Below are 21,674 nucleotides of genomic sequence, written 5' to 3'. Positions count from 1 at the left end.
CAGGTAGCCGGGGCGCACCACGGTGTAGCCCTCGGTCTCGAGCGCGGCCTCCATCACGGCAAAGGAGGTCTCGGTCCGGGCGAGCCCGTGCAACAGCACCACGCAGCGCCCCTCGCCCGCTGTGGAAAGCGACGCTTGCGCCTGTGCCATGCCCGACAGCACGCCAAGCGAGAAAGTGATTGTGACCAGTGTTTTCATAGCTAGGGTCAAATAGACTGAAAACGCCGCATGTGAAATGCTTTGACGCATGCGCCGCGAGATTGAGGGTAAGATGGCGGAAAATAGCCCGCGTTTGGCGGTTCGTGCCGTGTTGATCCATGAAGGCCGCTTGCTGCTGGTCAACGCCTATCCCGATGGCAAAAGCGACCTGATGTGCGCGCCCGGTGGCGGGGTAGAACGCGGCAGCGCCCTGCCCGACAATCTGATCCGCGAGGTGTTTGAGGAAACCGGCCTGAAGATCGCCGTAGGGGTGCCCTGTCTGGTGAATGAATTCCACGACCCTCAGGGGGATTTCCATCAGGTGGATATCTACTTTCGCTGCACGGTGACCGGCTCTGCCGATGTGGACCCCGCGTGGCAGGACGCCGAAAGGATCGTGACCGACCGCCGCTGGGTCACCCCCGACGAGATGCGCGGTTTGCGGGTCAAGCCGGATAGTCTGGCGCAGGTCGCCTTTGGCAACGACCCGATCAGCTACGACCCGTTGGAGCCGATCGTGCGCTGACCGCCAGCCCGATCCCGCCAAGCACCAACGCGGTGGCAATGACCACCTTTGCGCCCAAAGGCTCTGCCAGCAAAAGCGCACCGGCAAGAATCGCGATGACCGGCACCGACAGTTGCACCACCGCCGCCGTCGCCTGCGCCAGCCTTGGCAGCACCGCATACCACAGCGCGTATCCGAGGCCCGAGGTGACGGCCCCGCAGACCACGCCAAGAGCAATGCCCGTGGGGGTATAGAATGTCGGCTGCACCAGCAGCAGCATAGCGACCAAGGGCGTGCAGATCACAAAGTTCCCCGCGCTGCCTGCCAGCGGGTCAGACGCACCGCGGCCAATGATCGTATAGGCGGCCCAGCCGAGCCCTGCGGCGATCATCAACACGGCTCCCAATGGGTCAACCGCCACGCCTTGCGACGGCCAGAGCACCAGCACCAATCCGGCAAACGCCACCCCCGCCCCTAACAGCTTGCGTGGTGTCGGTGTCACGCCGAACAGCGCACCATGGGCGAACATGGCGATCTGGACCACACCGAACAGGATCAGCGCGCCCAAGCCTGCGTCCAGCGTGAGATAGGCGAGCGAGAAACCGATGATATAGATCGCCAGCGTGACCGCCCCCAGCCCCTGTTGACGTCGCAGCAAGGGCACCCGCCCGCCGCGCAGCACGACCAGCAGCGCCAAGAGCACCGCCCCTGACAACACCCGCACAACGGCAAATCCGGTGGGGTCAATATGCCCGCCCGCAATGGCAAAGCGGGTCAGGACAGAGTTGGCCGCGAAGGCGACCATCACAAGGGCGGTGAGGAAGAAAATACGCATGGCGACTGCTTAGGCTACCGACGCGCGACGTACCACGAAAAAGGGGCGCATCTGGTGATGCGCCCCTTCATTCTGTCAGCACAAGGGCGTGATCGCCCCCGCGGCGTGATTTACATCATGCCGCCCATGCCGCCCATGCCGCCCATGTCGGGCATGCCGCCGGCTGCGCCGCCGTCTTTCGACGGTTTGTCGGCAACCATGGCTTCGGTTGTGATCAGCAGACCAGCAACGGATGCCGCGTCTTGCAGCGCTGTACGCACAACTTTGGCAGGGTCGATAACACCGAATTTGAACATGTCGCCATATTCTTCGGTCTGAGCGTTGAAGCCGAACTTCAGGTCGTCGCTTTCGCGGATTTTGCCGGCCACTACGGAACCGTCAACACCAGCGTTTTCAGCGATCTGACGCAGAGGCGCTTCGAGCGCTTTGCGGACGATGCCGATACCAACGTTCTGGTCTGCGTTGTCGCCTGTCAGCCCTTCGAGCTTTTTGCCCGCTTGAACCAGTGCAACACCACCACCAACAACGATACCTTCTTGAACAGCGGCACGTGTCGCGTTCAGGGCATCATCAACGCGGTCTTTGCGCTCTTTGACTTCAACTTCGGACATGCCGCCAACGCGGATCACGGCAACACCGCCTGCCAGTTTGGCAACGCGTTCTTGCAGCTTTTCTTTGTCGTAGTCGGATGTGGTTTCTTCGATCTGGTTACGGATCTGAGCAACACGTGCTTCGATCTCTGCCTTCTCGCCAGCGCCGTCAACGATTGTTGTTTCGTCTTTGGTGATGGTGACTTTCTTGGCCGAACCCAGCATGTCCATTGTAACGGACTCGAGCTTCATGCCCAGATCTTCGGAGATCACTTGACCGCCTGTCAGGATCGCAAGGTCTTGCAGCATGGCTTTGCGGCGATCGCCGAAACCAGGTGCTTTGACCGCTGCGATTTTCAGGCCGCCGCGCAGTTTGTTGACAACCAGAGTTGCCAGCGCTTCGCCTTCAACATCTTCGGAGATGATCAGCAGTGGTTTTTGCGACTGGATCACTTGCTCAAGCAGGGGAACCATTGGCTGCAGCGAGGACAGTTTTTTCTCGTGCAGCAGGATGATCGCGTCTTCCAGCTCGACAGTCATCTTGTCGGAGTTGGTGACGAAGTAAGGGGACAGGTAACCGCGGTCGAACTGCATGCCTTCAACAACATCGGTCTCTGTTTCCAGACCTTTGTTCTCTTCGACGGTGATCACACCTTCGTTGCCGACTTTCTGCATCGCGTCCGCGATCTGACGGCCGATTTCTTTCTCGCCGTTTGCAGAGATGGTGCCGACTTGGGCAACTTCGTCGCTGTCGTTAACAGGGCGCGCTGCTGCTTTGATCGCTTCGACGACAGTGGTGGTCGCCATGTCGATGCCGCGCTTCAGGTCCATCGGGTTCATGCCAGCGGCAACCGATTTCATGCCTTCTTTAACGATGGCTTGGGCCAGAACGGTTGCGGTTGTTGTACCGTCACCCGCTTCGTCGTTGGTCCGGGAAGCAACTTCCTTGACCATCTGTGCGCCCATGTTTTCGAACTTGTCTTCCAGTTCGATTTCTTTCGCTACGGATACACCGTCTTTGGTGATGCGAGGCGCGCCAAAGGATTTGTCCAGCACAACGTTACGGCCTTTGGGGCCCAGTGTGACTTTGACGGCATCGGCAAGGATGTTCACACCCTTAAGCATCTTGTTACGGGCGTCGGTCCCGAATTTTACGTCCTTAGCAGACATAGTGTCTCTCCTAAAATCTTGGGTTGATGTCAGCGTATCTTGGGTGAGGCGCTAGGCCCCGGTCTGCCTGAGCTCAGGACAGGATCCCCATGATGTCGCTTTCTTTCATCATCAGCAGTTCTTCGCCGTCCAGGGTGACTTCTGTGCCGGACCATTTGCCGAACAGAACCTTGTCGCCGGCTTTTACAGCCATTGCGATCAGCTCACCGCTGTCCTTGCGCGCGCCTTCGCCACAAGAAACAACTTCACCCTCGGAGGGTTTTTCTTTTGCGGAATCAGGGATGATCAAGCCACCCTTGGTTTTTTCTTCGCTTTCGGTGCGGCGCACCAGCACACGGTCATGCAGCGGTTTAAATGCCATCTTTCAGCTCCTTAAGGCTCAAAGTTATTCTCCCAAGCCGCCCCTCCGGTCGAGGGGTGCAGCCATTAGCACTCAGCCCTTGCGAGTGCTAACGAGGGATAGCTAAGGATGTGCACGGCCCTAGTCAACCACGGTAATTTGAAAAATTTTAGCCAACTTGCCCCGTGGCCCGAGCAGGCTAGTCCGACCCAAGCACCCGCCCCGCGGCGGAAACAGCTTCGGCACCTGTCGGGGTCAGGCCGTATATGCCTGTCTCGATCTTTTCAAACCATCCGTAGTGATTGTCGCGCATCATGGCGGTTGCCCGCTGAACCTGGGTTTCGCGCGCGACATGGGCACCTTTGCTGGCCCCTGCCTCGAATAGATACATCGCGAGCTTCAACGCATCCTGCCGATAGGCGGTGACCAGCCCTGCCCGCGTCTGCCCGCCGTCATTCGGGTCGCCCTGACGCCGTGCGAATTCACGCAGCAGCCGCGCCTGCCGCTTGGCGCTTTTGCGCGGCGCATAGGGGCCCGGATCGCAATGCACCTCGACCAGACCATCCTTCAGCCGCACGGTGATCAACCCCAACCCCAAACGCCGCGCCAGCGCTGTGTTGTCCTTGACCGCCTTGGCAAAACGTTTGCCCGGCTGACGGGCGACCGCCAGATAGACATCATCGCTGACCGACAGACGCGCGATACATTGATGAAACAGCGCAAGGCTAAAGCCCAGCTTCAGCTCGACCACCACCGGCGGCTCTGCCCCGCGAACGGCCACGACATCGGCAGCCCCCACCTCTGACTTCACGACATAGCCCTGATCCTCGAGAAAGGATTTGATCGGCGGGTAAAGGTCGGTTTCGCGCGGGTTTGTCATGGGTGCAGTGCTACCAGCTTTGCCCCGCTGCTGAGAACCCCAAAGCCGCGGCTATCAGGCAGGTGGTGACAACTGCGCCAACCAACCATATAAGGCGCGCAAATCAACACTCTCCCACTGCAGGACATTCCTATGACAACGCTTGTTTTTGGCCATAAATCCCCCGACACAGACAGCACCGGCAGCCCGATCATCTGGGCATGGTACCTGAATGAAATCAAAGGCGTCGACGCCGCCCCCGCCCTGCTGGGCGAGCCCAACACCGAAGCGCTGTTCATGCTGGACCACTGGAAGCTGGACAAGCCGCAGATCATCGACGACGTGCAGGCCGACCAGCCCGTTGTGATCGTTGACACTAACAACCCTGCCGAGCTGCCCGCCAGCATCAATGACGCGGACATCACCGCCATCATCGACCACCACCGTCTGGTGGGCGGGCTTGAAACCAAAGGCCCCGTCAACATCGTGATGGAGACCCTCGCCTGCACCGCGACGATCATGTACAAGATGATCGGTGATGACATGGCGCAGATGCCCACCAATATCAAAGGCGCGATGCTGACCTGCATCCTGTCCGACACGCTGGAATTCCGCAGCCCGACCACAACGCAAGAAGACACCGCCATCGCCCACGCGCTGGCCAAGGATCTGGGTATCGACATCGCTGAATATGCGGCGCAGATGTTTGCGGCGAAATCCGACGTCTCGTCCTTCTCCGAAGCAGAGCTGCTGCGCATGGATTCGAAAGAATACGAAGTCGACGGCAAGAAATTCCGCGTCTCCGTTCTGGAAACTACATCGCCCGCAGCCGTGCTGAACCGTAAAGACGCGCTGATGGCTGCTATGCCCGGCGTTGCCACAGAAGACGGGGCCGATCAGGTGTTGCTCTTCGTTGTCGACATTCTGAACGAAGAAGCCACCATGCTGATCCCTAACGACTTTACCAAGTCTGTGGCAGAGAAAAGTTTTGGCGCGACTGTCACCGGTGACAGCGTTGTCCTGCCCGGTGTGATGAGCCGTAAGAAGCAGATCATCCCGAACATCAAAGTCTAAACGGACCTATCCGGCTCCCTGCTTGGCGGGGGCACAAACGCAAAAGCCCCCCCTGAGATCAGGGGGGCTTTTGTCATTTCAGCGCCGCGCCGAAGCGCGAGGGGCTTATACCTTCAAAGGGGTATCGCCGCGTTCCCATGCCAGCGGCTTGAACACGTCGTCGACGGGCGTCTGCGCGACGTGGTTCACGTAGTTGGACATGGTTTTCTGCGCCATCCCAAGGATCACATCCAGCACCGCGCGGTGGCCATAGCCCGCGTCGAAGAACGCTTTCATCTGATCGTCAGACACGTTGCCGCGCTGGCGGAACATCTGGACGGTAAAGGTGCGCAGCGCTTCCAGCTTGGGTGTCGGCAGCGCGGTTTCGTTGCGCAGCGCGTCAGAGATTTCGTCCGATACCTTCATCATCTTGGCGATACCTGTGTGCGCGGGGACGCAGTAGTGGCATTCGTTCTCGACGTTGATCGCCTGCCAGACCACTGTCAGCTCTTCCGCATCAAAATCGGTTTCGGTGAACAGCTTGTGCAGCACCTGATAGCCTTCGTAAGCCTGTGGGCTTTCGGCCAGAACCTTGTGCAAACCGGGCAGACGGCCAAAGGCTTTTTGCGACTGCTCAAGCAGCGGCTTGGAGGCTTCGGGTGCGGTATCAAGATCGTGAGAGGGGAAGGACATGGAAAAGCTCCTGTAAATGTTTCGCTACAGTACATTTAGGGTTTATTGAGCGATCACTCAAGTATATAATTGAGCAATCATTCAAGAAAAGGTGATCCCATGCCCCGCAAACCCAGCTATGACCGTGAAGATCTGATCGAACGCGCCCGCGATCTGTTCTGGCAACGCGGTTGGGCGGGCACGTCGCTGAAGGACCTGGAGGCGAGTCTCAAGATGAAGCCGGGCAGCTTCTATGCAGCGTTCGGGTCAAAGGATGCGCTGTTCGAACTGGCGCTTGATCGCTACGCTGCTGACGGGTCAGAGCGGATTAAGACGCTTGCCCGTAACGAAGGCCCCCTGCCCGCGCTACAAAAATTTCCCCGCATGGTGATTTCGAATGACACCGCACCGGCCAAAGCCTGCATGCTCTCGAAAACCCTGCTTGAACTGCAAGCCCACCGTCATCCGCTGGCGCAAAAGGCAAACGCCCATCTGCTGAAGATGGAGCAGATGTTCGCAGAGCTGTTTTCCCAAGCCCAAGCCACGGGTGACATCAGCACCGAACACGATCCGCGCAGTCTGGCGCGGCGCTACCAGTCCGATGTGCTGGGGCTGCGCGTCTCTGCGGAACGTGAGGGGGTGGATGCCGCCGCCATCGCGGGCGAAATCGCGGAGGGGTTGGCGCGGCTCTGACGCGCATCAGGGCGCGGGCCTGTTGCGCTGCCCAGTTGCCCCGCGGGGGGATGTGTGCTTTCTGCGGTGCAAAGCTCTTGCAGATTGGAAAGCGGCCCATGACCCAGATTATCAATAACCTTTTCGAAATCTCTGACCGCTATGACGCCTTGTTCGTCGACCTTTGGGGCTGCGTCCACGACGGGGTCAAAGCACTGCCGGATGCGGTCACCGCGCTGCAAGCCTATCGCAACGGCGGCGGCAAGGTGGTGCTTGTCACAAACTCCCCCCGCCCCCGCGACGGCGTGATCAAACAGCTGGCGCATTTCGGCGTACCGGATGATGCGTGGGACGATATTGCCACCTCGGGCGATTCTGCGCGTACGGCGATGTATCGCGGCATGGTGGGCACGCAGGTCTGGCACCTTGGCCCGCCCACGGACAAGCACTTCTTTGATCCCAGCGACGTGCTTGATGATCCTGTCGATATCCAGCGGGTTGATCTGGAAGACGCCGAGGGCATCGTTTGCACCGGCCCGTTCGATCCATCCGAAGACCCCTCCGTGCTGCGCCCGCAACTGCTTTATGCCAAGCAAAAGGGGCTCAAGCTGCTTTGCGCGAACCCCGATATCGTGGTCGACCGTGGCGATGTGCGCGAATGGTGCGCTGGTGCCATCGCGGCGCTTTATACCGAGATGGGCGGGGAAAGCCTGTATTTCGGCAAGCCGCACCCGCCGATTTATGATCTGGCCCGCCGCAAGCTCTACGCATTGGACAAGGACATCACCGACAATGGCATTCTCGCCATCGGCGACGGCATCCATACCGATGTCAAAGGGGCCATGGGTGAGGATATCGATTCGCTTTTCATCTCTGGCGGTCTGGCCGCGCGGGAAACCGAAACGCAGACCCAGCCCGATCCCGAGGCGCTAATCCGTTATTTGGAAAAGGAAACATCGGCTCCGACCTACACAATTGGGCACCTACGCTGACCTACTTTCTCCTTGCGTTTCTGCGCCCGCAAAGTAATTAAGTTTCACACTGGATAAAACTGGCGTCACTTTATTACTGAAAGGGCTGGCATGTTGGATAATCTGCCCCGTGGAACGATCTGTATTGAAGATATCGAAATCGGCATGACGCGCTATCTGCGCAAGGTCATCACCGACGAAGACATCGAGATGTTCGCGCAAGTGTCCACTGATCGCAATCCGGTACATCTGGACGACGCCTACGCGCAGGACACGATCTTTGAGGGGCGGATCGCCCACGGCATGCTGACTGCGGGCCTGATCTCTGCCGTGATCGGAGAGCAGTTGCCGGGGCATGGCACCGTCTACATGGCGCAGTCGCTCAAGTTTCTGGCCCCCGTGCGCCCCGGCGATCTGGTCTATGCCGAGGTGAAGGTCACCAATATCGAATTCGACAAGCGCCGTGTGAAACTGGATTGCCACTGTGCGATTGACGGCAAAAAGGTCCTGATTGGCGAAGCAACCGTTCTGGCCCCGTCGCGCAAGTTCGACTGACGATCGCCCTCCCGCCAGCGCCCGTCCCGGGACGCTGCGGTTTTTCGGCACCGTGACCCGCCCCGCTGCTTGTCAGCACCGGCAGAGGGGGCTACCACCAAGCGCATGGAAATCATTCGCGACTATCAATTTGTATCCGCTTTCGATCAGGGGGCGACCGCCGCTATTGGCAATTTCGACGGGGTGCATCTGGGGCATCGGTCAGTCATCGATATGGCCCGCGCCGCCCTGCCCGACGCGCCCTTGGGCGTGGTCACATTCGAGCCACACCCCCGCGAATATTTCGCCCCCGACGCCCCGCCCTTCCGCCTGATGGGCGCAGAGGCGCGCGCGCACCAGTTGCAAAAGATCGGCGTCGACAAGCTGTATGAGCTGGGGTTCGATGCAGCCCTGTCCAGCCTCAGCCCCCGCGCCTTTGCGCAGGAGGTGATCGTTGATGGGCTGGGCCTGCGCCATGTGGTCGTGGGTGCGGACTTCCGCTTTGGCAAGGCGCGCGCGGGCACCGCTGAACAGCTGCAGGCCTTCGGTGCCGAGATGGGGTTCGGCGTGACCATCGCGCCGCTGATGGCGAAGGGCCCTGATACCGTGTCTTCGACCGCGATCCGCAACGCGCTGACAGAGGCACGCCCCCGCGACGCCGCCGAGATGCTGGGCCATTGGCACCGCGTTGAAGGCCCGATCCTGCACGGTGAAAAGCGTGGCCGTGAACTGGGCTACCCGACGGCGAATATGTCGATCGACGGGCTGCATCCGCCGGCCTTTGGTGTCTATGCGGTGCTTGTCGATGTGCTTGAAGGGCCGCAGGCAGGGCGCTACCACGGCGTTGCCAGCCTTGGCGTGCGCCCGATGTTCGGCGAGAACAAGGCCAACCTCGAGACATTCATCTTCGACTTCAAAGGCGATCTCTACGGCAAGCATGTCTCGGTCGCGCTGGTCGACCACCTGCGCGGCGAGGAAAAATTCGACAGTCTTGACGCCCTGATCACCCAGATGGATGCGGACAGCGCACAGGCCCGCAGCATTCTGGCCGCGCTATGACCGATCCGATTGCCGCCAAAGGTCTTGCCAAACGGTTCTGGGAAAAGAAGCCGCTCACCAAGATGTCGCAAGACGAATGGGAAGCGCTGTGTGACGGCTGCGGAAAATGCTGCCTCAACAAGCTTGAAGACGAAGACACCGAAGAAGTCGCCCTGACCCGTGTGGCCTGCCGCCTGCTGGATGATGCGACCTGCCGGTGCAGCCACTACGAGAACCGGCACCAATTCGTGCCCGACTGCATCGTTCTGAAGCCCGACAATCTGGATACCCACGCCTATTGGATGCCGCTCACCTGCGCCTATCGGCTGCTGTGGCAGGGCAAGCCGCTGTATGACTGGCACCCGCTGATCAGCGGTGACCCTGATAGCGTGCACCGCGCGGGAATCTCGGTGCAGCATAACACCGTCTCGGAATTCGACACCCCGTTCGAGGAATGGGAAGACCACATTATCGAGGAGCCAACCTGATGTTTTTTGCCTCTGACAACGCGGGCCCTGTTCACCCCCAGATCATGAACCGTCTGGCTCAGGCAAACACCGGACACGCGATGCCCTATGGCAACGATCCCATCATGGACGAAGTCCGCGACGCGATCCGCACCGCGTTCGAGGCACCGGAGGCTGCGGTCTATCTGGTCGCAACCGGCACCGCTGCCAATGCGCTCGCGCTGGCGTGCTACACCCAGCCGTGGCAGACGATCTTTTGCTCCAAGGTCGCGCATATCGAAGAGGATGAGTGCAACGCACCGGAGTTCTACGCAGGTGCGGNNTGCTCCGTCACCTCGCATATCCACGAAGACGAATGTAACGCGCCCGAGTTCTATGCCGGTGCCGCCAAGCTGACTGTGGTTGAAACCGACGATAAGATGACGCCCGAAGCGCTGACAAAGGCGATCGAGAAACACCCCGAGGGCAATGTACATGGCGCGCAGCGCGGGCCGGTGTCGATCACGCAGGTGACCGAACGGGGCTCGGTTCACTCGCTGGAAGAGCTGAACGCCCTCACCGCTGTTGCCAAAAGCTATGACCTGCCGGTGCATCTGGACGGGGCGCGCTTTGCCAATGCGCTGGTTGCCCTGGGCTGCACCCCGGCAGAGATGACGTGGAAAGCGGGTGTCGATGTCGTCAGCTTTGGCGGCACCAAGAACGGTTGCATGGGTGTCGAGGCGGTGATCTTCTTCGACCCCTCCAAGGCTTGGGAGTTCGAGTTGCGGCGCAAACGCGGGGCGCATCTGTTTTCCAAGCACCGGTTCCTGTCTGCGCAGATGGCGGGCTATATGCAGGATGAATTGTGGAAGACAACCGCCGCCTTGGCCAATGACAACGCGCGCCATCTGGCCGACGGTTTGCGCGCCGCAGGGGCAACGCTGCTACATAAACCCGACGCCAATATGATCTTTGCCAAGTGGCCCCGCCGCATCCATCAGAAGCTGCATGATGCGGGGGCGAAATACTATGTCATGGACGGCCCGTTAGAGGGCGACGACCCGAATGAGCCCTTATCGGCGCGGCTGGTCTGTGACTGGTCGATCGACACAGAGGCGATCGACCAGTTCCTATCGTATTTCTGAACGTTATACCGTTTCGAGAAAGCTGCGGATTTCAGCGGCGACGGCCTGCGGGTGTGTGATCGGGGCCATGTGCCCCGCCCCTTCGATCGCCTTGCGTGTCACGTTCGGCAAACGGCGCGCGATGGACGTGCTGATCGCATCTACCATATCCGCCGATGTGCCCCCGTCCATCAACAGCACCGGCATCGCGGCGCGGGCGAACTTGCCCGGCTCTAGCAGCCCGGCATTGTCGTCCCGCAAGAACGGCTGGCTGGCGGGCACATAATGGATTCGGTCAGCCATATACTGGCGCAGCTTTTCCGGCGTCTGTTCCCATCCGCTGCCGTCGCCCCAGCCGGTGTTGAAGATGCGCGCGGCCTCCATCCGGTCGCCCGCGTCAAAAGCCGCATCGAACCCACCGGAGTTGCGATCCGCGGCTGCCACCCGTGCCGGATCGTCAGCCAGAGCCGCCGCGAAATAGACCGGTTCGATCATCGTCAGGCTACGCACCAGTTCGGGGTTCTCGATGGCAATCCGCAAGCCGATCGTCGCGCCGAAAGAATGGCCGATAATATCAATCGGTTCGGTCACCAGTTCCCGCACCAGATCGGTCGCCCGGGCATGGAGATCCCCCAGCCCGTCCCAATCGGCGGATTTCCCGTGGGAGGGCAGATCGGGACAGAGCAATGTCAGCTCATCCGCTAACGCCTCGCCCACGCCGCGCCACGCGCCGGAATGGGCAAGCGTGCAGTGAACAGCCAGCGCGTGCCGCGGACCATGCCCGAATTGCCGTGTATATAAACCTGAACTCACAGTTTACCTGCCATCACGAGATCAAGATCTTCAAGCCGGTCCTGGCCCCAGAACTTGTGGGCGTCGTCCAGAATATAGAATGGCGCGCCAAAGACGCCCTTTTCGACCGCCTCTTCCAGATTGCGCGCGTAGGTATCAGCCCCCTGCAGCAAGCCTTTGTCGGCCAGCGCGGGGTCAAACCCTGCTTTTTCGAGACAGTCGCGCACGACCGCATCTTCGGCAATATCGCGTTCCTCGGCCCAGACGGCGGTCATGATCAGCTGGCACAGCTTGCCTACGTCGCCACCTTCGTTCTGCGCTGCGATAATGGCGTAAGAAGACGGCGCGCCGTTGGTGGGCCAATGCGCGGGTTTGAGGTTGAACGGCACCCCCAGCTTCTTGGCCTGACGCGGCAGTTCAATCGCGCGATACTCTTGCCGCGACGGATGTCGATCTTTCGGAGGCTGCCCGCCCGTGCGCCCGAAAGCGGTAATCAGATCGAAAGGTTTATAGGTGATCGTCGCCCCGTGTTTGGCGGCGATTTCCTCAAGCCGGTTTCCCGCCAGATAGGCATATGGTGAAAGTGTCGCAAAAAAATAGTCGATATGGGGCATTTGGGGTCTCCGATCAGGGCTGTGCAGCTTTGCCAGACCGTAAGGCCATGCTAAGCGGTGTCAACGTCACGATTCTGTCACATGTTCTGCATCCAGGGACCCTTTGCACATGGCTCAAACCACCGAACCCAAACTGATCTCAGGTAACGCGAACATGCCGTTGGCCAAAGCCATCGCACGGCGGATGTCGCTGCATCGGGGGGTCAACGTAGGGCTGGTCGACGCACGGGTCGAACGGTTCAATGACGGCGAAATCTTTGTGGAGGTTTACGAAAACGTGCGCGGCGAGGATATGTTCATCATCCAGCCAACGTCGAACCCTGCCAATGACAACCTGATGGAACTGCTGGTCATGGCCGACGCGCTGCGCCGGTCCTCTGCGGCGCGTGTCACGGCTGTTCTGCCCTATTTCGGGTATGCCCGTCAGGACCGCCGCACCAAGGCACGAACGCCGATCACCGCCAAGATGGTCGCGAATATGATGGTCGGCAGCGGCATTGAGCGTATCCTGACGATGGACCTGCACGCCGCACAGATCCAGGGTTTCTTCGATATCCCTGTCGACAACCTTTATGCCTCCCCCGTTTTTGCGCTGGACATCCAGAACGAATTCAAGGGCCGCATGGACGAGCTGATGGTCATCTCTCCGGATGTGGGCGGCGTGGCCCGCGCACGCGAACTGGCCAAGCGCATCAACTCCCCCCTCGCCATCGTGGACAAGCGCCGCGAAAAGCCCGGCGAGATTGCAGAGATGACCGTGATCGGCGATGTGACCGACAAAGTCTGCCTGATCGTGGACGACATCTGTGACACCGCCGGCACCCTGTGCAAAGCGGCCGAGGTGCTGATGGAAAACGGCGCGAAGGAAGTCCACTCCTACATCAGCCACGGCGTTATGTCCGGCCCTGCGGTCGAACGCGTTAGCAATTCGGTGATGAAATCGCTGGTCATCACGGACAGCATCGCGCCGACGCCCGCCGTCAAGCAAGCTACAAACATCCGGATCGTGCCCACAGCGCCGATCTTTGCGCAGGCGATCCTGAACATCTGGAACGGCACTTCGGTCTCGTCCCTGTTTGACGCCGACACGCTAGAGCCGATCTACGACGGCATGTACAAACCCGGCTAAGCGCCCCTGAAACAACGGCTGGGGGCGCTGCTTAAAGCTCCCAGTCGTCTTGCTGCGGCAACGGCCCGATGGCCATCCAAGACGCCCTGACGCGCGCGATACGCGTATCGCCCCAGGTGCGGAACACCAGTTCAAATCCCTCTTTCGTCACATTCTCTGATCGCAGATCCGCGCGCATGACCGTGGCGTTATCCACGTCCCACAGGGCAAGCGAGGCGTGTACCGTGGGGATATCGCGGTACGGCGTGGAGAAGGTGATATGGTTGCGCCGCTCGCGCTGGCCCTTCCCCGTCCACATCTCGCCACCATCCTGAAAATCGGAGAACAACACCGTCTCTCCGCTATCGATACCAACGCTGTTTGCGTTCATTCTTTTCATCGTGATGGCCTGCCCCAACCTGTCCTACCCCTACAATCCGACAACCATAAGTTAAGGTTAACAAATAGAAAAGGCCCCGCGGATGCAGGGCCTTTTCATCAAAACGGGCAAGGAAACGTCAGAGGCTGGGTTGCTTGCTCGACAAGCCGATTTCGTCCCCCATGGCAACCATGTCGGACAGCAGCTTGGCTGCGTCGTCTACGGGGCCAGGTTCATTCACGAAACCCTCTTTTGCCGTTGTGTACATGGCTTTGGCTTCGGCGATCATTTCATCCAGATGCTCTTGGGTCATATCACCCTTGGACACCGCGCGTTCGGCCAGAACCGATACGCCTTCGGAAGAAATCTCGGCAAAGCCGCCGGTTACCACATACTCAGCAGTGCCTTCCGGGCCTTCAACACGCAGCACACCGGGGCGCAGCGTGGTGATGGTGGGGGCATGATCAGGCATTGCTGTCATGTCCCCGTCCGCACCCGGAATCTGAACGGCCGTCACCTGCATCGAGGCCAGCCGCCGCTCGGGCGAAACGAGGTCGAATTGCATTGTGTCTGCCATTTTCAGCGCTCCTTAAGCGGCGTCTGCCGCCATTTTTTCAGCTTTCGCTTTCACTTCTTCGATGCCGCCAACCATGTAGAAGGCACCTTCGGGCAGGTGATCGTATTCACCGGCAACAACCGCCTTGAAGGAGGTGATTGTCTCTTCCAGTGGAACCTGCTTACCGTCGGAGCCGGTGAACACTTTCGCAACGTCGAAAGGCTGGCTCAGGAAGCGTTCGATCTTACGCGCACGGGCAACGGTCAGTTTGTCGTCTTCCGACAGTTCGTCCATGCCGAGAATCGCGATGATGTCCTGCAGCGACTTGTAGCGTTGCAGGATACCCTGAACGTCACGTGCCACGTTGTAATGCTCTTCGCCAACGATGGATGGGTCCATCAGACGCGATGTGGAGCCGAGCGGATCAACAGCAGGGTAGATACCCTTTTCCGAGATCGAACGGTCCAGAACGGTTGTCGCGTCAAGGTGCGCAAAGGATGTCGCGGGCGCAGGGTCGGTAAGGTCATCCGCAGGAACGTAAACGGCCTGAACCGATGTAATCGAACCGGATTTGGTCGATGTAATACGTTCTTGCATCGCACCCATGTCGGTCGCCAGTGTTGGCTGGTAGCCCACGGCCGAAGGAATACGACCCAGCAGAGCCGAAACCTCGGAACCGGCTTGGGTAAAGCGGAAGATGTTGTCGACGAAGAACAGAACGTCGGTACCGGATTGGTCGCGGAACTGTTCGGCCAGTGTCAGACCGGTCAGAGCAACACGCATACGCGCTCCGGGAGGCTCGTTCATCTGGCCGTACACCAGCGCAACCTGCGATTTTTCCAGATCATCAGGGTTGATAACGTTGGATTCGATCATCTCGTGGTACAGGTCGTTCCCTTCACGGGTACGTTCACCAACGCCCGCGAAAACCGAATAACCGGAGTGCACTTTGGCGATGTTGTTGATCAGTTCCATGATCAGAACGGTTTTGCCAACACCGGCACCACCGAACAGACCAATTTTACCACCCTTGGCGTAAGGTGCCAGAAGGTCGATCACCTTGATGCCTGTTTCCAGCACTTCGGATGTGGTCGACTGTTCCGCGAATTCGGGCGCGTCCGCGTGGATCGAGCGACGCTCGCCCGATTGGATGTCGCCTTTTTCGTCGATGGCTTCGCCAACAACGTTCATGATGCGGCCCAATGTGGCGTTACCCACTGGGATCGAGATTGGCGCGCCTGTGTCTTCGACGCGCTGGCCGCGAACCAGACCTTCGGTCGCGTCCATCGCGATGGTACGCACGGTGTTTTCGCCAAGGTGCTGAGCCACTTCGAGGATCAGTTTCTTGCCGTGGTTTTCAGTTACAACAGCGTTGAGGATCTCTGGCAGGTGATCCTCGAACTGCACATCGACGACGGCGCCGATGACTTGTGTGATTTTGCCGACTGCATTTGCCATGTCGTTTCTCCGATTTGTCCTACAGCGCTTCCGCGCCGGAAATGATTTCGATCAGCTCGTTGGTGATGACGGCCTGACGCGAACGGTTATACTCGATGGTCAGATCTTCGATCATGTCACCGGCGTTCCGTGTAGCGTTGTCCATTGCCGACATCCGGGCACCCTGTTCAGAGGCCGCGTTTTCCAGCAGAGCCGAGAAGATCGCCGTTGCAACGCCGCGCGGCAGCAGATCGGCCAGGATGGCCTCTTCGCTGGGCTCGTAGTCGAACAGTGTCGTCGCCTCGTCCGCGCCTTCGGTCTCTTCGAAGGTCGCCGGGATGATCTGCTGCGCCGTCGGGATCTGGCTGACGACGTTCACGAACTTCGCATAGAAGATCGTGGCGATGTCATATTCACCCGCGTCAAAACGGCCAAGTACGTCCTTGGCGATCCCCTGCGCATCGGCATAGCCAAGGCGCTTGACGTCGCTGAGGTCAACGTGACCGACCAAAAGGTCGCCAAAGTCACGACGGATGCTGTCGCGGCCTTTCTTGCCAACGGTCAAAATCTTGACCTCCTTACCCTTGGCGATAAGGCCACGGGCATGGGCTTTGGCAAGCTTGGCGATGTTGGCGTTAAAGCCACCGCACAAGCCACGTTCAGCGGTCATGACAACCAACAGGTGCACCTGATCCGACCCCGTGCCGCTCAGCAGCTTGGGGGCGGTGTCAGACCCACCTACCGATGCAGCCAACCGCGACATCACAGCGTTAAAACGCTCTGTGTAGGGGCGGGATTGCTCGGCAGCTTCCTGCGCGCGGCGAAGCTTCGCCGCGGCAACCATTTGCATGGCTTTCGTGATCTTGCGGGTCGATTTGACCGACGCGATCCGGTTTTTTAGGTCCTTGAGGTTTGGCATGTGCCCTCCCTCCCTTAAGCGAAGTCAGCGGCGAAAGAATCGATGGCAGCTTTGATCTTGTCTTCCAGCTCACCCTTCACCTTGCGGTCGTTGTTGGTGATGTCAGCCATCAGGTCGGCGTGCTTGCTGCGCAAGTGCGCCAGCAGGCCCGCTTCAAAGCGGCCAACTTCATTGACGTCGATCTTGTCGAGGTAGCCGTTTGTACCCGCATAGATCACGCAGACAATTTCCGCGTTGGTCAGAGGGGAGTACTGAGGCTGCTTCATCAGCTCTGTCAGGCGCGCACCACGGTTCAGCAGCTGCTGAGTGGAGGCATCGAGGTCGGAACCGAACTGAGCAAAGGCCGCCATTTCGCGGTACTGAGCCAAGGACAGTTTAACCGGACCAGCCACCGAAGACATCGCTTTGGTCTGAGCCGAGGACCCAACGCGCGAAACCGACAGACCGGTGTTCACAGCAGGACGGATACCTTGGTAGAACAATTCGGTTTCCAGGAAGATCTGACCGTCGGTGATCGAGATCACGTTGGTTGGAATAAACGCGGAAACGTCACCACCCTGGGTTTCGATGATCGGCAGAGCTGTCAAAGAGCCGTTGCCTGCGTCATCACCCAGCTTCGCCGAACGCTCGAGCAGACGGGAGTGGAGATAGAAAACGTCACCTGGGTAAGCTTCACGCCCGGGCGGACGACGCAGCAGCAGGGACATCTGGCGGTAGGACACGGCTTGCTTGGAAAGGTCATCATAGATGATCAGCGCGTGACGGCCGTTGTCGCGGAAGAATTCCGCCATAGCTGTTGCGGAGTATGGTGCGAGGTACTGCATAGGCGCAGGCTCGGACGCGGTGGCGGCAACAACGATGGAATAGTCAATCGCGCCTGTTTCCTCGAGCTTTTTAACAAGCTGGGCAACAGTCGAACGTTTTTGGCCGATCGCAACGTACACGCAGTACATTTTCTTGCTCTCGTCGTCGCCTGCGGCGTCGTTGATCTGCTGTTGGTTCAGGATCGCGTCCAGAGCAACGGCAGTTTTACCGGTCTGACGGTCACCAATGATCAGCTCGCGCTGGCCACGGCCAATCGGGATCAGCGAGTCAATCGACTTGATACCGGTCTGTACCGGCTCGTGAACCGATTTACGCGGGATGATGCCTGGTGCCTTGACGTCGGCAAGGCGACGTTCTTTTGCACCCAGTTCACCTTTACCGTCGATCGGGTTGCCAAGCGCGTCAACAACGCGGCCCAGCAGCTCCTTGCCAACCGGCACGTCAACGATGGCACCGGTACGCTTGACCTGGTCGCCTTCTTTGATGTTACGGTCAGAACCGAAAATAACGATACCGACATTGTCTTCCTCAAGGTTCAGGGCCATGCCCTTGATGCCACCCGGGAAGTCGACCAGTTCACCGGCCTGAACATTGTCAAGACCATGAACACGGGCGATACCGTCACCGACAGAAAGAACCTGACCGACTTCGGCAACTTCGGCTTCAGCGCCAAAATTGGCAATCTGATCCTTAAGAATAGCGGAGATTTCCGCGGCGCGGATTTCCATCACGCAACCCCTTTCATAGCGAGCTCGAGCTTCTGCAATTTGGTACGAAGCGAGGCATCAAAAACCCGGGAACCGACCTTGACGACAAGGCCGCCAAGAACCGCCGGATCGACATTCAGGTCCACTTTGACAGTGGCGCCAACAACTTCTTTAAGAGCGCCGGTAACGGCTTCGATTTGCTCTTTTTTCAGCTCGGAAGCCGAGGTCACCTGTGCGGTCACTTCGCCTTTGAAAGCTGAGAGCATGGAAAGGTAGGAACTGATAACATCCGGCAGAACGAACAGGCGGCGCTTCTGACACAGAACGCCGACGGTCTTCTTGGTCAACTCGGAAACGCCAAGCTTGTCCAGAAGGGCCGCCATTGCCTTGGCCTGCACATCCCGGGAAATCACGGGACTACGGAGCACATTCCGCAGGTCATCGCTTTCGACGATGGCCTGGTCGAGCAATTCAAGATCGCTTTTGACAGCATCAAGCGCATCGGCCGATTGGGCCAATTCGAATAATGCTGTGGCGTAACGCCCTTGAAGCCCGGTCGCGGCAGTATTTTGGGACACCGGTGAAAGCCCTCAATTCTGGTTATGAGAACGACTCGGATACGTATAAAAAAATGGTCTCTCGGAAGGTGTTCCCGCCGAGAAGCGAGCGTTTGGTATCATATGTCCATGACAGGGGCAACCCCCGCGCAACGCCATTTCGGCAGTCTTTTTCATTCTTGCCTAAAGTTGGGGCAAAACCGGGCCGGATTGCTTACTTTTCGAGGCTTTTTACAACTATTTAATAATACCGGTTTTCCCGCCACAGGCGGATTTCGCTTTGGTGAAATCGACTTTAACGGACGAATCCCCGCTTTTTTCTTCAAACGCTGCCGTGCAACCGCGGGTCGATAACCTTCTTTTGCCATCAAAAAGTGTAATCGACATCACATTCGGGCCTTTCAGACGTCGATCACGAGCCTTCATGTCATCGCTCAGGAGATTTAAATGAAACTGCCCCGAATGATTAGCCTGCTGGTCGCTGGTGCCACCCTGCTGGCACCGATCAACGCCTTTGCATGCAGCAGCGGCTATTTCCGTTTTGTCGAAACCGGCACCGCAAGCCCCTTCGTGCCATCGGCCTCGCGCGCCTATTACGACGATCAGGATGAACCCGGCACCGCCATTTCCGTTTTTGTCGATCTGACATCGGCTGACTTCAAAGCCATGGCCGACAGCCGCCGCAATGTCTTTGGCGGCAAGACCACGGTTTACAAAATCGCCTGCGACGCGGTCACCGCCCCGCTGTCGGAAATCCCGGCCGAAGACGTGCCATCCGATAGCTGGATGAGTGCCGAGGGCATCAACCCGACGCATGCCTATCTCGAAGCCGACAATTTCAGCAGCGCCACCGTCGGCCCGAACAAACAATCCATCCCGGCCTGGCTTACCAGCAAGTCCAGCAGGGTCTACAGCGCCAACTGATATCATCGCATCGGGTCACCCTACCGGTGGCCCGATCCGTCCGCCTGCCCAAGATGAGATACATCATCAGACATGCGATCCGGTGCCATCGCCCTTGGCCGACCATTTCCGCGCCCGGTTGATCGCCATTTTCCCCTGCACTTCGCCATCAAGGTCGAGCCCGAACTGATCGGCCAGACGATACAGCAAAATCAAAACGTCTGCCGCCTCACGCCCGATTTCCGAAATATCCCGGTCCGCCACCGCCTCATCAAGCTCTTTCATTTCCAGCATCGCACGCGCAACAAGCGCCCGCGGATCGGCAACCGGGCCAAAAATCCCCTCGGCCCAGTCACATATGCTTTGCTGGCTTTCGCTCATGTTTGTTGAATTTTTAACATTCGTCATCAAATCTTATCCGTAATTCCGGCAAAACTCGGGATATCCATAACCCGCAATCACGACGGGAGACAACATATGGCACGACAGTGGGAGTTCGTGCAGACCGCCGGATCATTCAAATCCTGCATGGCTGCATATTTTACGCTGATTGTTGCACTATGCGCAGTCACCTTTTCCACCGTCTCACATGCCAGAACCCTGATCATCGAAGGCCTGTCCGAAGCCCCGCTGAAATGGATGGTCGATGGCGACCCGCGCGGGATTGATATCGACATCATGACCGAAGTCCTGAACGACATGGGCATCACCGATTACCGTTTTCAGCTTGTCGATAATGGCCGCCGCCTTCTGCATAATGCCCAGACTGGCAACAGCGACATCGTCCTGACCCTGTCGCAAAACAGCGAACGCAGCCAGTATCTGAACTACCCCGAAGAAGCCCATCTTCTGCTTGATTGGCGCTTTGCCGTCCGGGCCGAAGACCGCGACCGGATCACCTTTAATGATTTTTCCGATCTCGCCCGTCATCGCGTGGGGGCGGCGGCGGAATATTCCTACACCGATACCTTCTGGCAGTCCGGGCTTGATATCGAAGTCGTCGCCAAGAACGATCTGCTGATCCCGATGTTGCTGGAAAACCGCTTTGATGTCGTTCCGGTCAATTACCTCAGCACGCTTTACGAAACCCTGCGCAACGGGCAGCGCGAAAAAATCGCTTTCATCTATCCGCCGCTTCGCCGTGCGCCCTATTATAACGTGTTCTCAAAGGCATCCGACTATCCGGACAAGGACGCGTTTCTCAAACGCTATGACCAGATTATCCGCACCATGCGCAATGACGGCCGCCTTGCCTCCATCTTTCAGGATTACCTAGGTCCGGATGGCCTCGACTGGTGGCAATCCCAACATCAGAACTGAATCAGAACTGATCCTACATGAAGCTGTAAGGATCGATATCGATCTGCACCCGGACACTGCCCGGCGTTTTCACCTTCGATAACCAGTCATGGATCATCGCCTGCAACCGCACCTGTTTGTCGGTGCGGATCAGGAATCGTCTGCGATACCGCCCGCGCAGCAACGATAACGGTGCCGGTGCCGGTCCCAGCACGACAATCCCATCCCCCCGCGGCGCTGCCCGCCCGATCCGCCATGCGGCTTCGTCGACCTCGTTTTCCTTTTTCCCCGATATGATCAGGGCCGCCAGCCTTCCATGCGGCGGCATGCCATGTGTCATGCGCTGGGATAATTCAACCTCGTTAAACGCATCGCGGTCGCCCGCTGCAATCGCCTTGATCACCCGGTTTGACGGGTCCGCTGTTTGCAGCAAAACCGTTCCCGGCCTGTCACCACGCCCGGCACGTCCGGCCACCTGCGTCATCAACTGATAACTGCGTTCAGCCGCGCGCAAATCCCCACCCGCAAGGCCAAGATCGGCATCAACAACCCCCACAAGGGTCAGCATCGG

General features: G+C 58.8%; 27 protein-coding genes and 1 pseudogene. 11 read left to right on the top strand and 17 right to left on the bottom strand.

The window, feature by feature from the left end:
* Positions 1-198: pseudogene (locus B3849_RS15030) on the bottom strand (alpha/beta hydrolase); the annotation flags it as partial.
* A 49-nt stretch (positions 199-247) separates the two neighbouring features.
* Here B3849_RS15030 and B3849_RS15025 point away from each other — a divergent pair.
* Positions 248-724: an NUDIX domain-containing protein gene (locus tag B3849_RS15025; RefSeq protein ID WP_278425527.1), complete on the top strand. Its 477-nt coding sequence runs from the start codon at positions 248-250 to the stop codon at positions 722-724.
* Here B3849_RS15025 and B3849_RS15020 read toward each other — a convergent pair.
* The 4 genes from B3849_RS15020 to B3849_RS15005 all read right to left on the bottom strand — a co-directional run bounded on the left by B3849_RS15020 (position 690) and on the right by B3849_RS15005 (position 4,518).
* Positions 690-1,538 (bottom strand): DMT family transporter, encoded by an 849-nt coding sequence (locus B3849_RS15020; RefSeq protein WP_278425526.1) that lies wholly within the window; start codon positions 1,536-1,538, stop codon positions 690-692. The two genes, B3849_RS15025 and B3849_RS15020, sit on opposite strands and share 35 nt — an antisense overlap.
* A 110-nt stretch (positions 1,539-1,648) precedes the next feature.
* Positions 1,649-3,298 (bottom strand): chaperonin GroEL, encoded by a 1,650-nt coding sequence (groL, locus tag B3849_RS15015; protein WP_005849541.1) that lies wholly within the window; start codon positions 3,296-3,298, stop codon positions 1,649-1,651.
* A 73-nt stretch (positions 3,299-3,371) separates the two neighbouring features.
* Positions 3,372-3,659, bottom strand: coding sequence for a co-chaperone GroES (locus B3849_RS15010; protein ID WP_005849542.1), 288 nt, complete (start codon positions 3,657-3,659; stop codon positions 3,372-3,374).
* A gap of 178 nt (positions 3,660-3,837) precedes the next feature.
* Positions 3,838-4,518 carry a DUF2161 domain-containing phosphodiesterase gene (locus tag B3849_RS15005; protein WP_037944755.1) on the bottom strand — a complete coding sequence of 227 codons (681 nt, stop codon included), beginning with the start codon at positions 4,516-4,518 and terminating at the stop codon, positions 3,838-3,840.
* Positions 4,519-4,650: 132 nt separating this feature from the next.
* On the opposite strand from B3849_RS15005, the gene B3849_RS15000 reads away from it, so the two are divergent.
* The gene (locus B3849_RS15000) at positions 4,651-5,571 is read left to right on the top strand and encodes a manganese-dependent inorganic pyrophosphatase (RefSeq protein WP_005849546.1); all 921 of its coding nucleotides are present in this window, start codon (positions 4,651-4,653) and stop codon (positions 5,569-5,571) included.
* Between the two features lie 105 nt (positions 5,572-5,676).
* Here B3849_RS15000 and B3849_RS14995 read toward each other — a convergent pair whose 3' ends face one another.
* Complete coding sequence (locus tag B3849_RS14995) at positions 5,677-6,243, bottom strand: carboxymuconolactone decarboxylase family protein (protein ID WP_009825196.1); 567 nt, start codon at positions 6,241-6,243, stop codon at positions 5,677-5,679.
* A gap of 99 nt (positions 6,244-6,342) precedes the next feature.
* On the opposite strand from B3849_RS14995, the gene B3849_RS14990 reads away from it, so the two are divergent.
* The 6 genes from B3849_RS14990 (at position 6,343) to B3849_RS14965 (ending at position 11,028) form a co-directional block, all read left to right on the top strand.
* The gene (locus tag B3849_RS14990; RefSeq protein ID WP_278425524.1) at positions 6,343-6,915 is read left to right on the top strand and encodes a TetR/AcrR family transcriptional regulator; all 573 of its coding nucleotides are present in this window, start codon (positions 6,343-6,345) and stop codon (positions 6,913-6,915) included.
* Between the two features lie 98 nt (positions 6,916-7,013).
* A complete protein-coding gene (locus B3849_RS14985) occupies positions 7,014-7,886 on the top strand; it encodes a TIGR01459 family HAD-type hydrolase (RefSeq protein ID WP_074634706.1) in 873 nt (290 codons plus the stop codon).
* A gap of 90 nt (positions 7,887-7,976) precedes the next feature.
* Positions 7,977-8,420 carry a MaoC family dehydratase gene (locus B3849_RS14980; protein WP_005849555.1) on the top strand — a complete coding sequence of 148 codons (444 nt, stop codon included), beginning with the start codon at positions 7,977-7,979 and terminating at the stop codon, positions 8,418-8,420.
* Between the two features lie 105 nt (positions 8,421-8,525).
* Entirely contained in the window at positions 8,526-9,458 is a 933-nt protein-coding gene (locus B3849_RS14975; protein ID WP_278425522.1) for a bifunctional riboflavin kinase/FAD synthetase, read from the top strand.
* The gene (locus tag B3849_RS14970) at positions 9,455-9,925 is read left to right on the top strand and encodes a YcgN family cysteine cluster protein (RefSeq protein ID WP_037944761.1); all 471 of its coding nucleotides are present in this window, start codon (positions 9,455-9,457) and stop codon (positions 9,923-9,925) included. The genes B3849_RS14975 and B3849_RS14970 overlap by 4 nt, the downstream gene beginning before the upstream one ends.
* On the top strand, positions 9,925-11,028 hold the full coding sequence (locus B3849_RS14965; RefSeq protein ID WP_286780399.1) for a threonine aldolase family protein: 1,104 nt from the start codon (positions 9,925-9,927) through the stop codon (positions 11,026-11,028). Before B3849_RS14970 ends, B3849_RS14965 begins: the two co-directional genes overlap by 1 nt.
* Before the next feature lie 3 nt (positions 11,029-11,031).
* Here B3849_RS14965 and B3849_RS14960 read toward each other — a convergent pair whose 3' ends face one another.
* Both B3849_RS14960 and B3849_RS14955 read right to left on the bottom strand, forming a co-directional pair.
* Entirely contained in the window at positions 11,032-11,820 is a 789-nt protein-coding gene (locus B3849_RS14960) for an alpha/beta fold hydrolase (RefSeq protein ID WP_278425520.1), read from the bottom strand.
* Positions 11,817-12,413 carry a 2-hydroxychromene-2-carboxylate isomerase gene (locus B3849_RS14955; protein WP_278425519.1) on the bottom strand — a complete coding sequence of 199 codons (597 nt, stop codon included), beginning with the start codon at positions 12,411-12,413 and terminating at the stop codon, positions 11,817-11,819. The genes B3849_RS14960 and B3849_RS14955 overlap by 4 nt, the downstream gene beginning before the upstream one ends.
* Positions 12,414-12,522: 109 nt before the next feature.
* Between B3849_RS14955 and B3849_RS14950 the strand changes: the two genes are divergently transcribed.
* Positions 12,523-13,542 carry a ribose-phosphate pyrophosphokinase gene (locus tag B3849_RS14950; protein ID WP_005849565.1) on the top strand — a complete coding sequence of 340 codons (1,020 nt, stop codon included), beginning with the start codon at positions 12,523-12,525 and terminating at the stop codon, positions 13,540-13,542.
* A 31-nt stretch (positions 13,543-13,573) separates the two neighbouring features.
* Here B3849_RS14950 and B3849_RS14945 read toward each other — a convergent pair whose 3' ends face one another.
* The 7 genes from B3849_RS14945 to B3849_RS14915 form a co-directional block, all read right to left on the bottom strand.
* Positions 13,574-13,912, bottom strand: a complete 339-nt coding sequence (locus tag B3849_RS14945; RefSeq protein ID WP_082896111.1) for an H-type lectin domain-containing protein — start codon at positions 13,910-13,912, stop codon at positions 13,574-13,576.
* Positions 13,913-14,039: 127 nt separating this feature from the next.
* Complete coding sequence (locus B3849_RS14940; RefSeq protein WP_005849569.1) at positions 14,040-14,477, bottom strand: F0F1 ATP synthase subunit epsilon; 438 nt, start codon at positions 14,475-14,477, stop codon at positions 14,040-14,042.
* A 12-nt stretch (positions 14,478-14,489) separates the two neighbouring features.
* Positions 14,490-15,914, bottom strand: coding sequence for a F0F1 ATP synthase subunit beta (gene atpD / locus B3849_RS14935; protein WP_064217141.1), 1,425 nt, complete (start codon positions 15,912-15,914; stop codon positions 14,490-14,492).
* Between the two features lie 19 nt (positions 15,915-15,933).
* Entirely contained in the window at positions 15,934-16,812 is an 879-nt protein-coding gene (locus B3849_RS14930; protein WP_005849572.1) for a F0F1 ATP synthase subunit gamma, read from the bottom strand.
* Positions 16,813-16,826: 14 nt separating this feature from the next.
* Complete coding sequence (atpA, locus tag B3849_RS14925) at positions 16,827-18,365, bottom strand: F0F1 ATP synthase subunit alpha (RefSeq protein ID WP_286780425.1); 1,539 nt, start codon at positions 18,363-18,365, stop codon at positions 16,827-16,829.
* On the bottom strand, positions 18,365-18,922 hold the full coding sequence (locus tag B3849_RS14920) for a F0F1 ATP synthase subunit delta (RefSeq protein ID WP_007089181.1): 558 nt from the start codon (positions 18,920-18,922) through the stop codon (positions 18,365-18,367). Before B3849_RS14920 ends, atpA begins: the two co-directional genes overlap by 1 nt.
* Positions 18,923-19,138: 216 nt before the next feature.
* On the bottom strand, positions 19,139-19,288 hold the full coding sequence (locus B3849_RS14915; RefSeq protein ID WP_286780398.1) for a hypothetical protein: 150 nt from the start codon (positions 19,286-19,288) through the stop codon (positions 19,139-19,141).
* Positions 19,289-19,348: 60 nt separating this feature from the next.
* Here B3849_RS14915 and B3849_RS14910 point away from each other — a divergent pair, with 60 nt between their 5' ends.
* Positions 19,349-19,825 (top strand): hypothetical protein, encoded by a 477-nt coding sequence (locus B3849_RS14910; protein ID WP_062953215.1) that lies wholly within the window; start codon positions 19,349-19,351, stop codon positions 19,823-19,825.
* A 66-nt stretch (positions 19,826-19,891) separates the two neighbouring features.
* Here B3849_RS14910 and B3849_RS14905 read toward each other — a convergent pair whose 3' ends face one another.
* Positions 19,892-20,185, bottom strand: a complete 294-nt coding sequence (locus tag B3849_RS14905) for a nucleotide pyrophosphohydrolase (protein ID WP_062953241.1) — start codon at positions 20,183-20,185, stop codon at positions 19,892-19,894.
* Between the two features lie 96 nt (positions 20,186-20,281).
* On the opposite strand from B3849_RS14905, the gene B3849_RS14900 reads away from it, so the two are divergent.
* On the top strand, positions 20,282-21,124 hold the full coding sequence (locus B3849_RS14900; RefSeq protein ID WP_286780397.1) for a substrate-binding periplasmic protein: 843 nt from the start codon (positions 20,282-20,284) through the stop codon (positions 21,122-21,124).
* 13 nt (positions 21,125-21,137) lie between these two features.
* Here B3849_RS14900 and B3849_RS14895 read toward each other — a convergent pair whose 3' ends face one another.
* Positions 21,138-21,617, bottom strand: coding sequence for a hypothetical protein (locus tag B3849_RS14895; RefSeq protein ID WP_286780396.1), 480 nt, complete (start codon positions 21,615-21,617; stop codon positions 21,138-21,140).
* Positions 21,618-21,674: the final 57 nt, after the last annotated feature.

Origin of the sequence: Sulfitobacter sp. UBA4523, from assembly GCF_002388305.1 — a bacterium.
Classification (GTDB): Bacteria; Pseudomonadota; Alphaproteobacteria; order Rhodobacterales; family Rhodobacteraceae; genus Sulfitobacter; species Sulfitobacter pontiacus.
The sequence above is the reverse complement of the archived record's forward strand: the minus strand, read 5'-3'. Positions and strand labels throughout refer to the sequence as shown.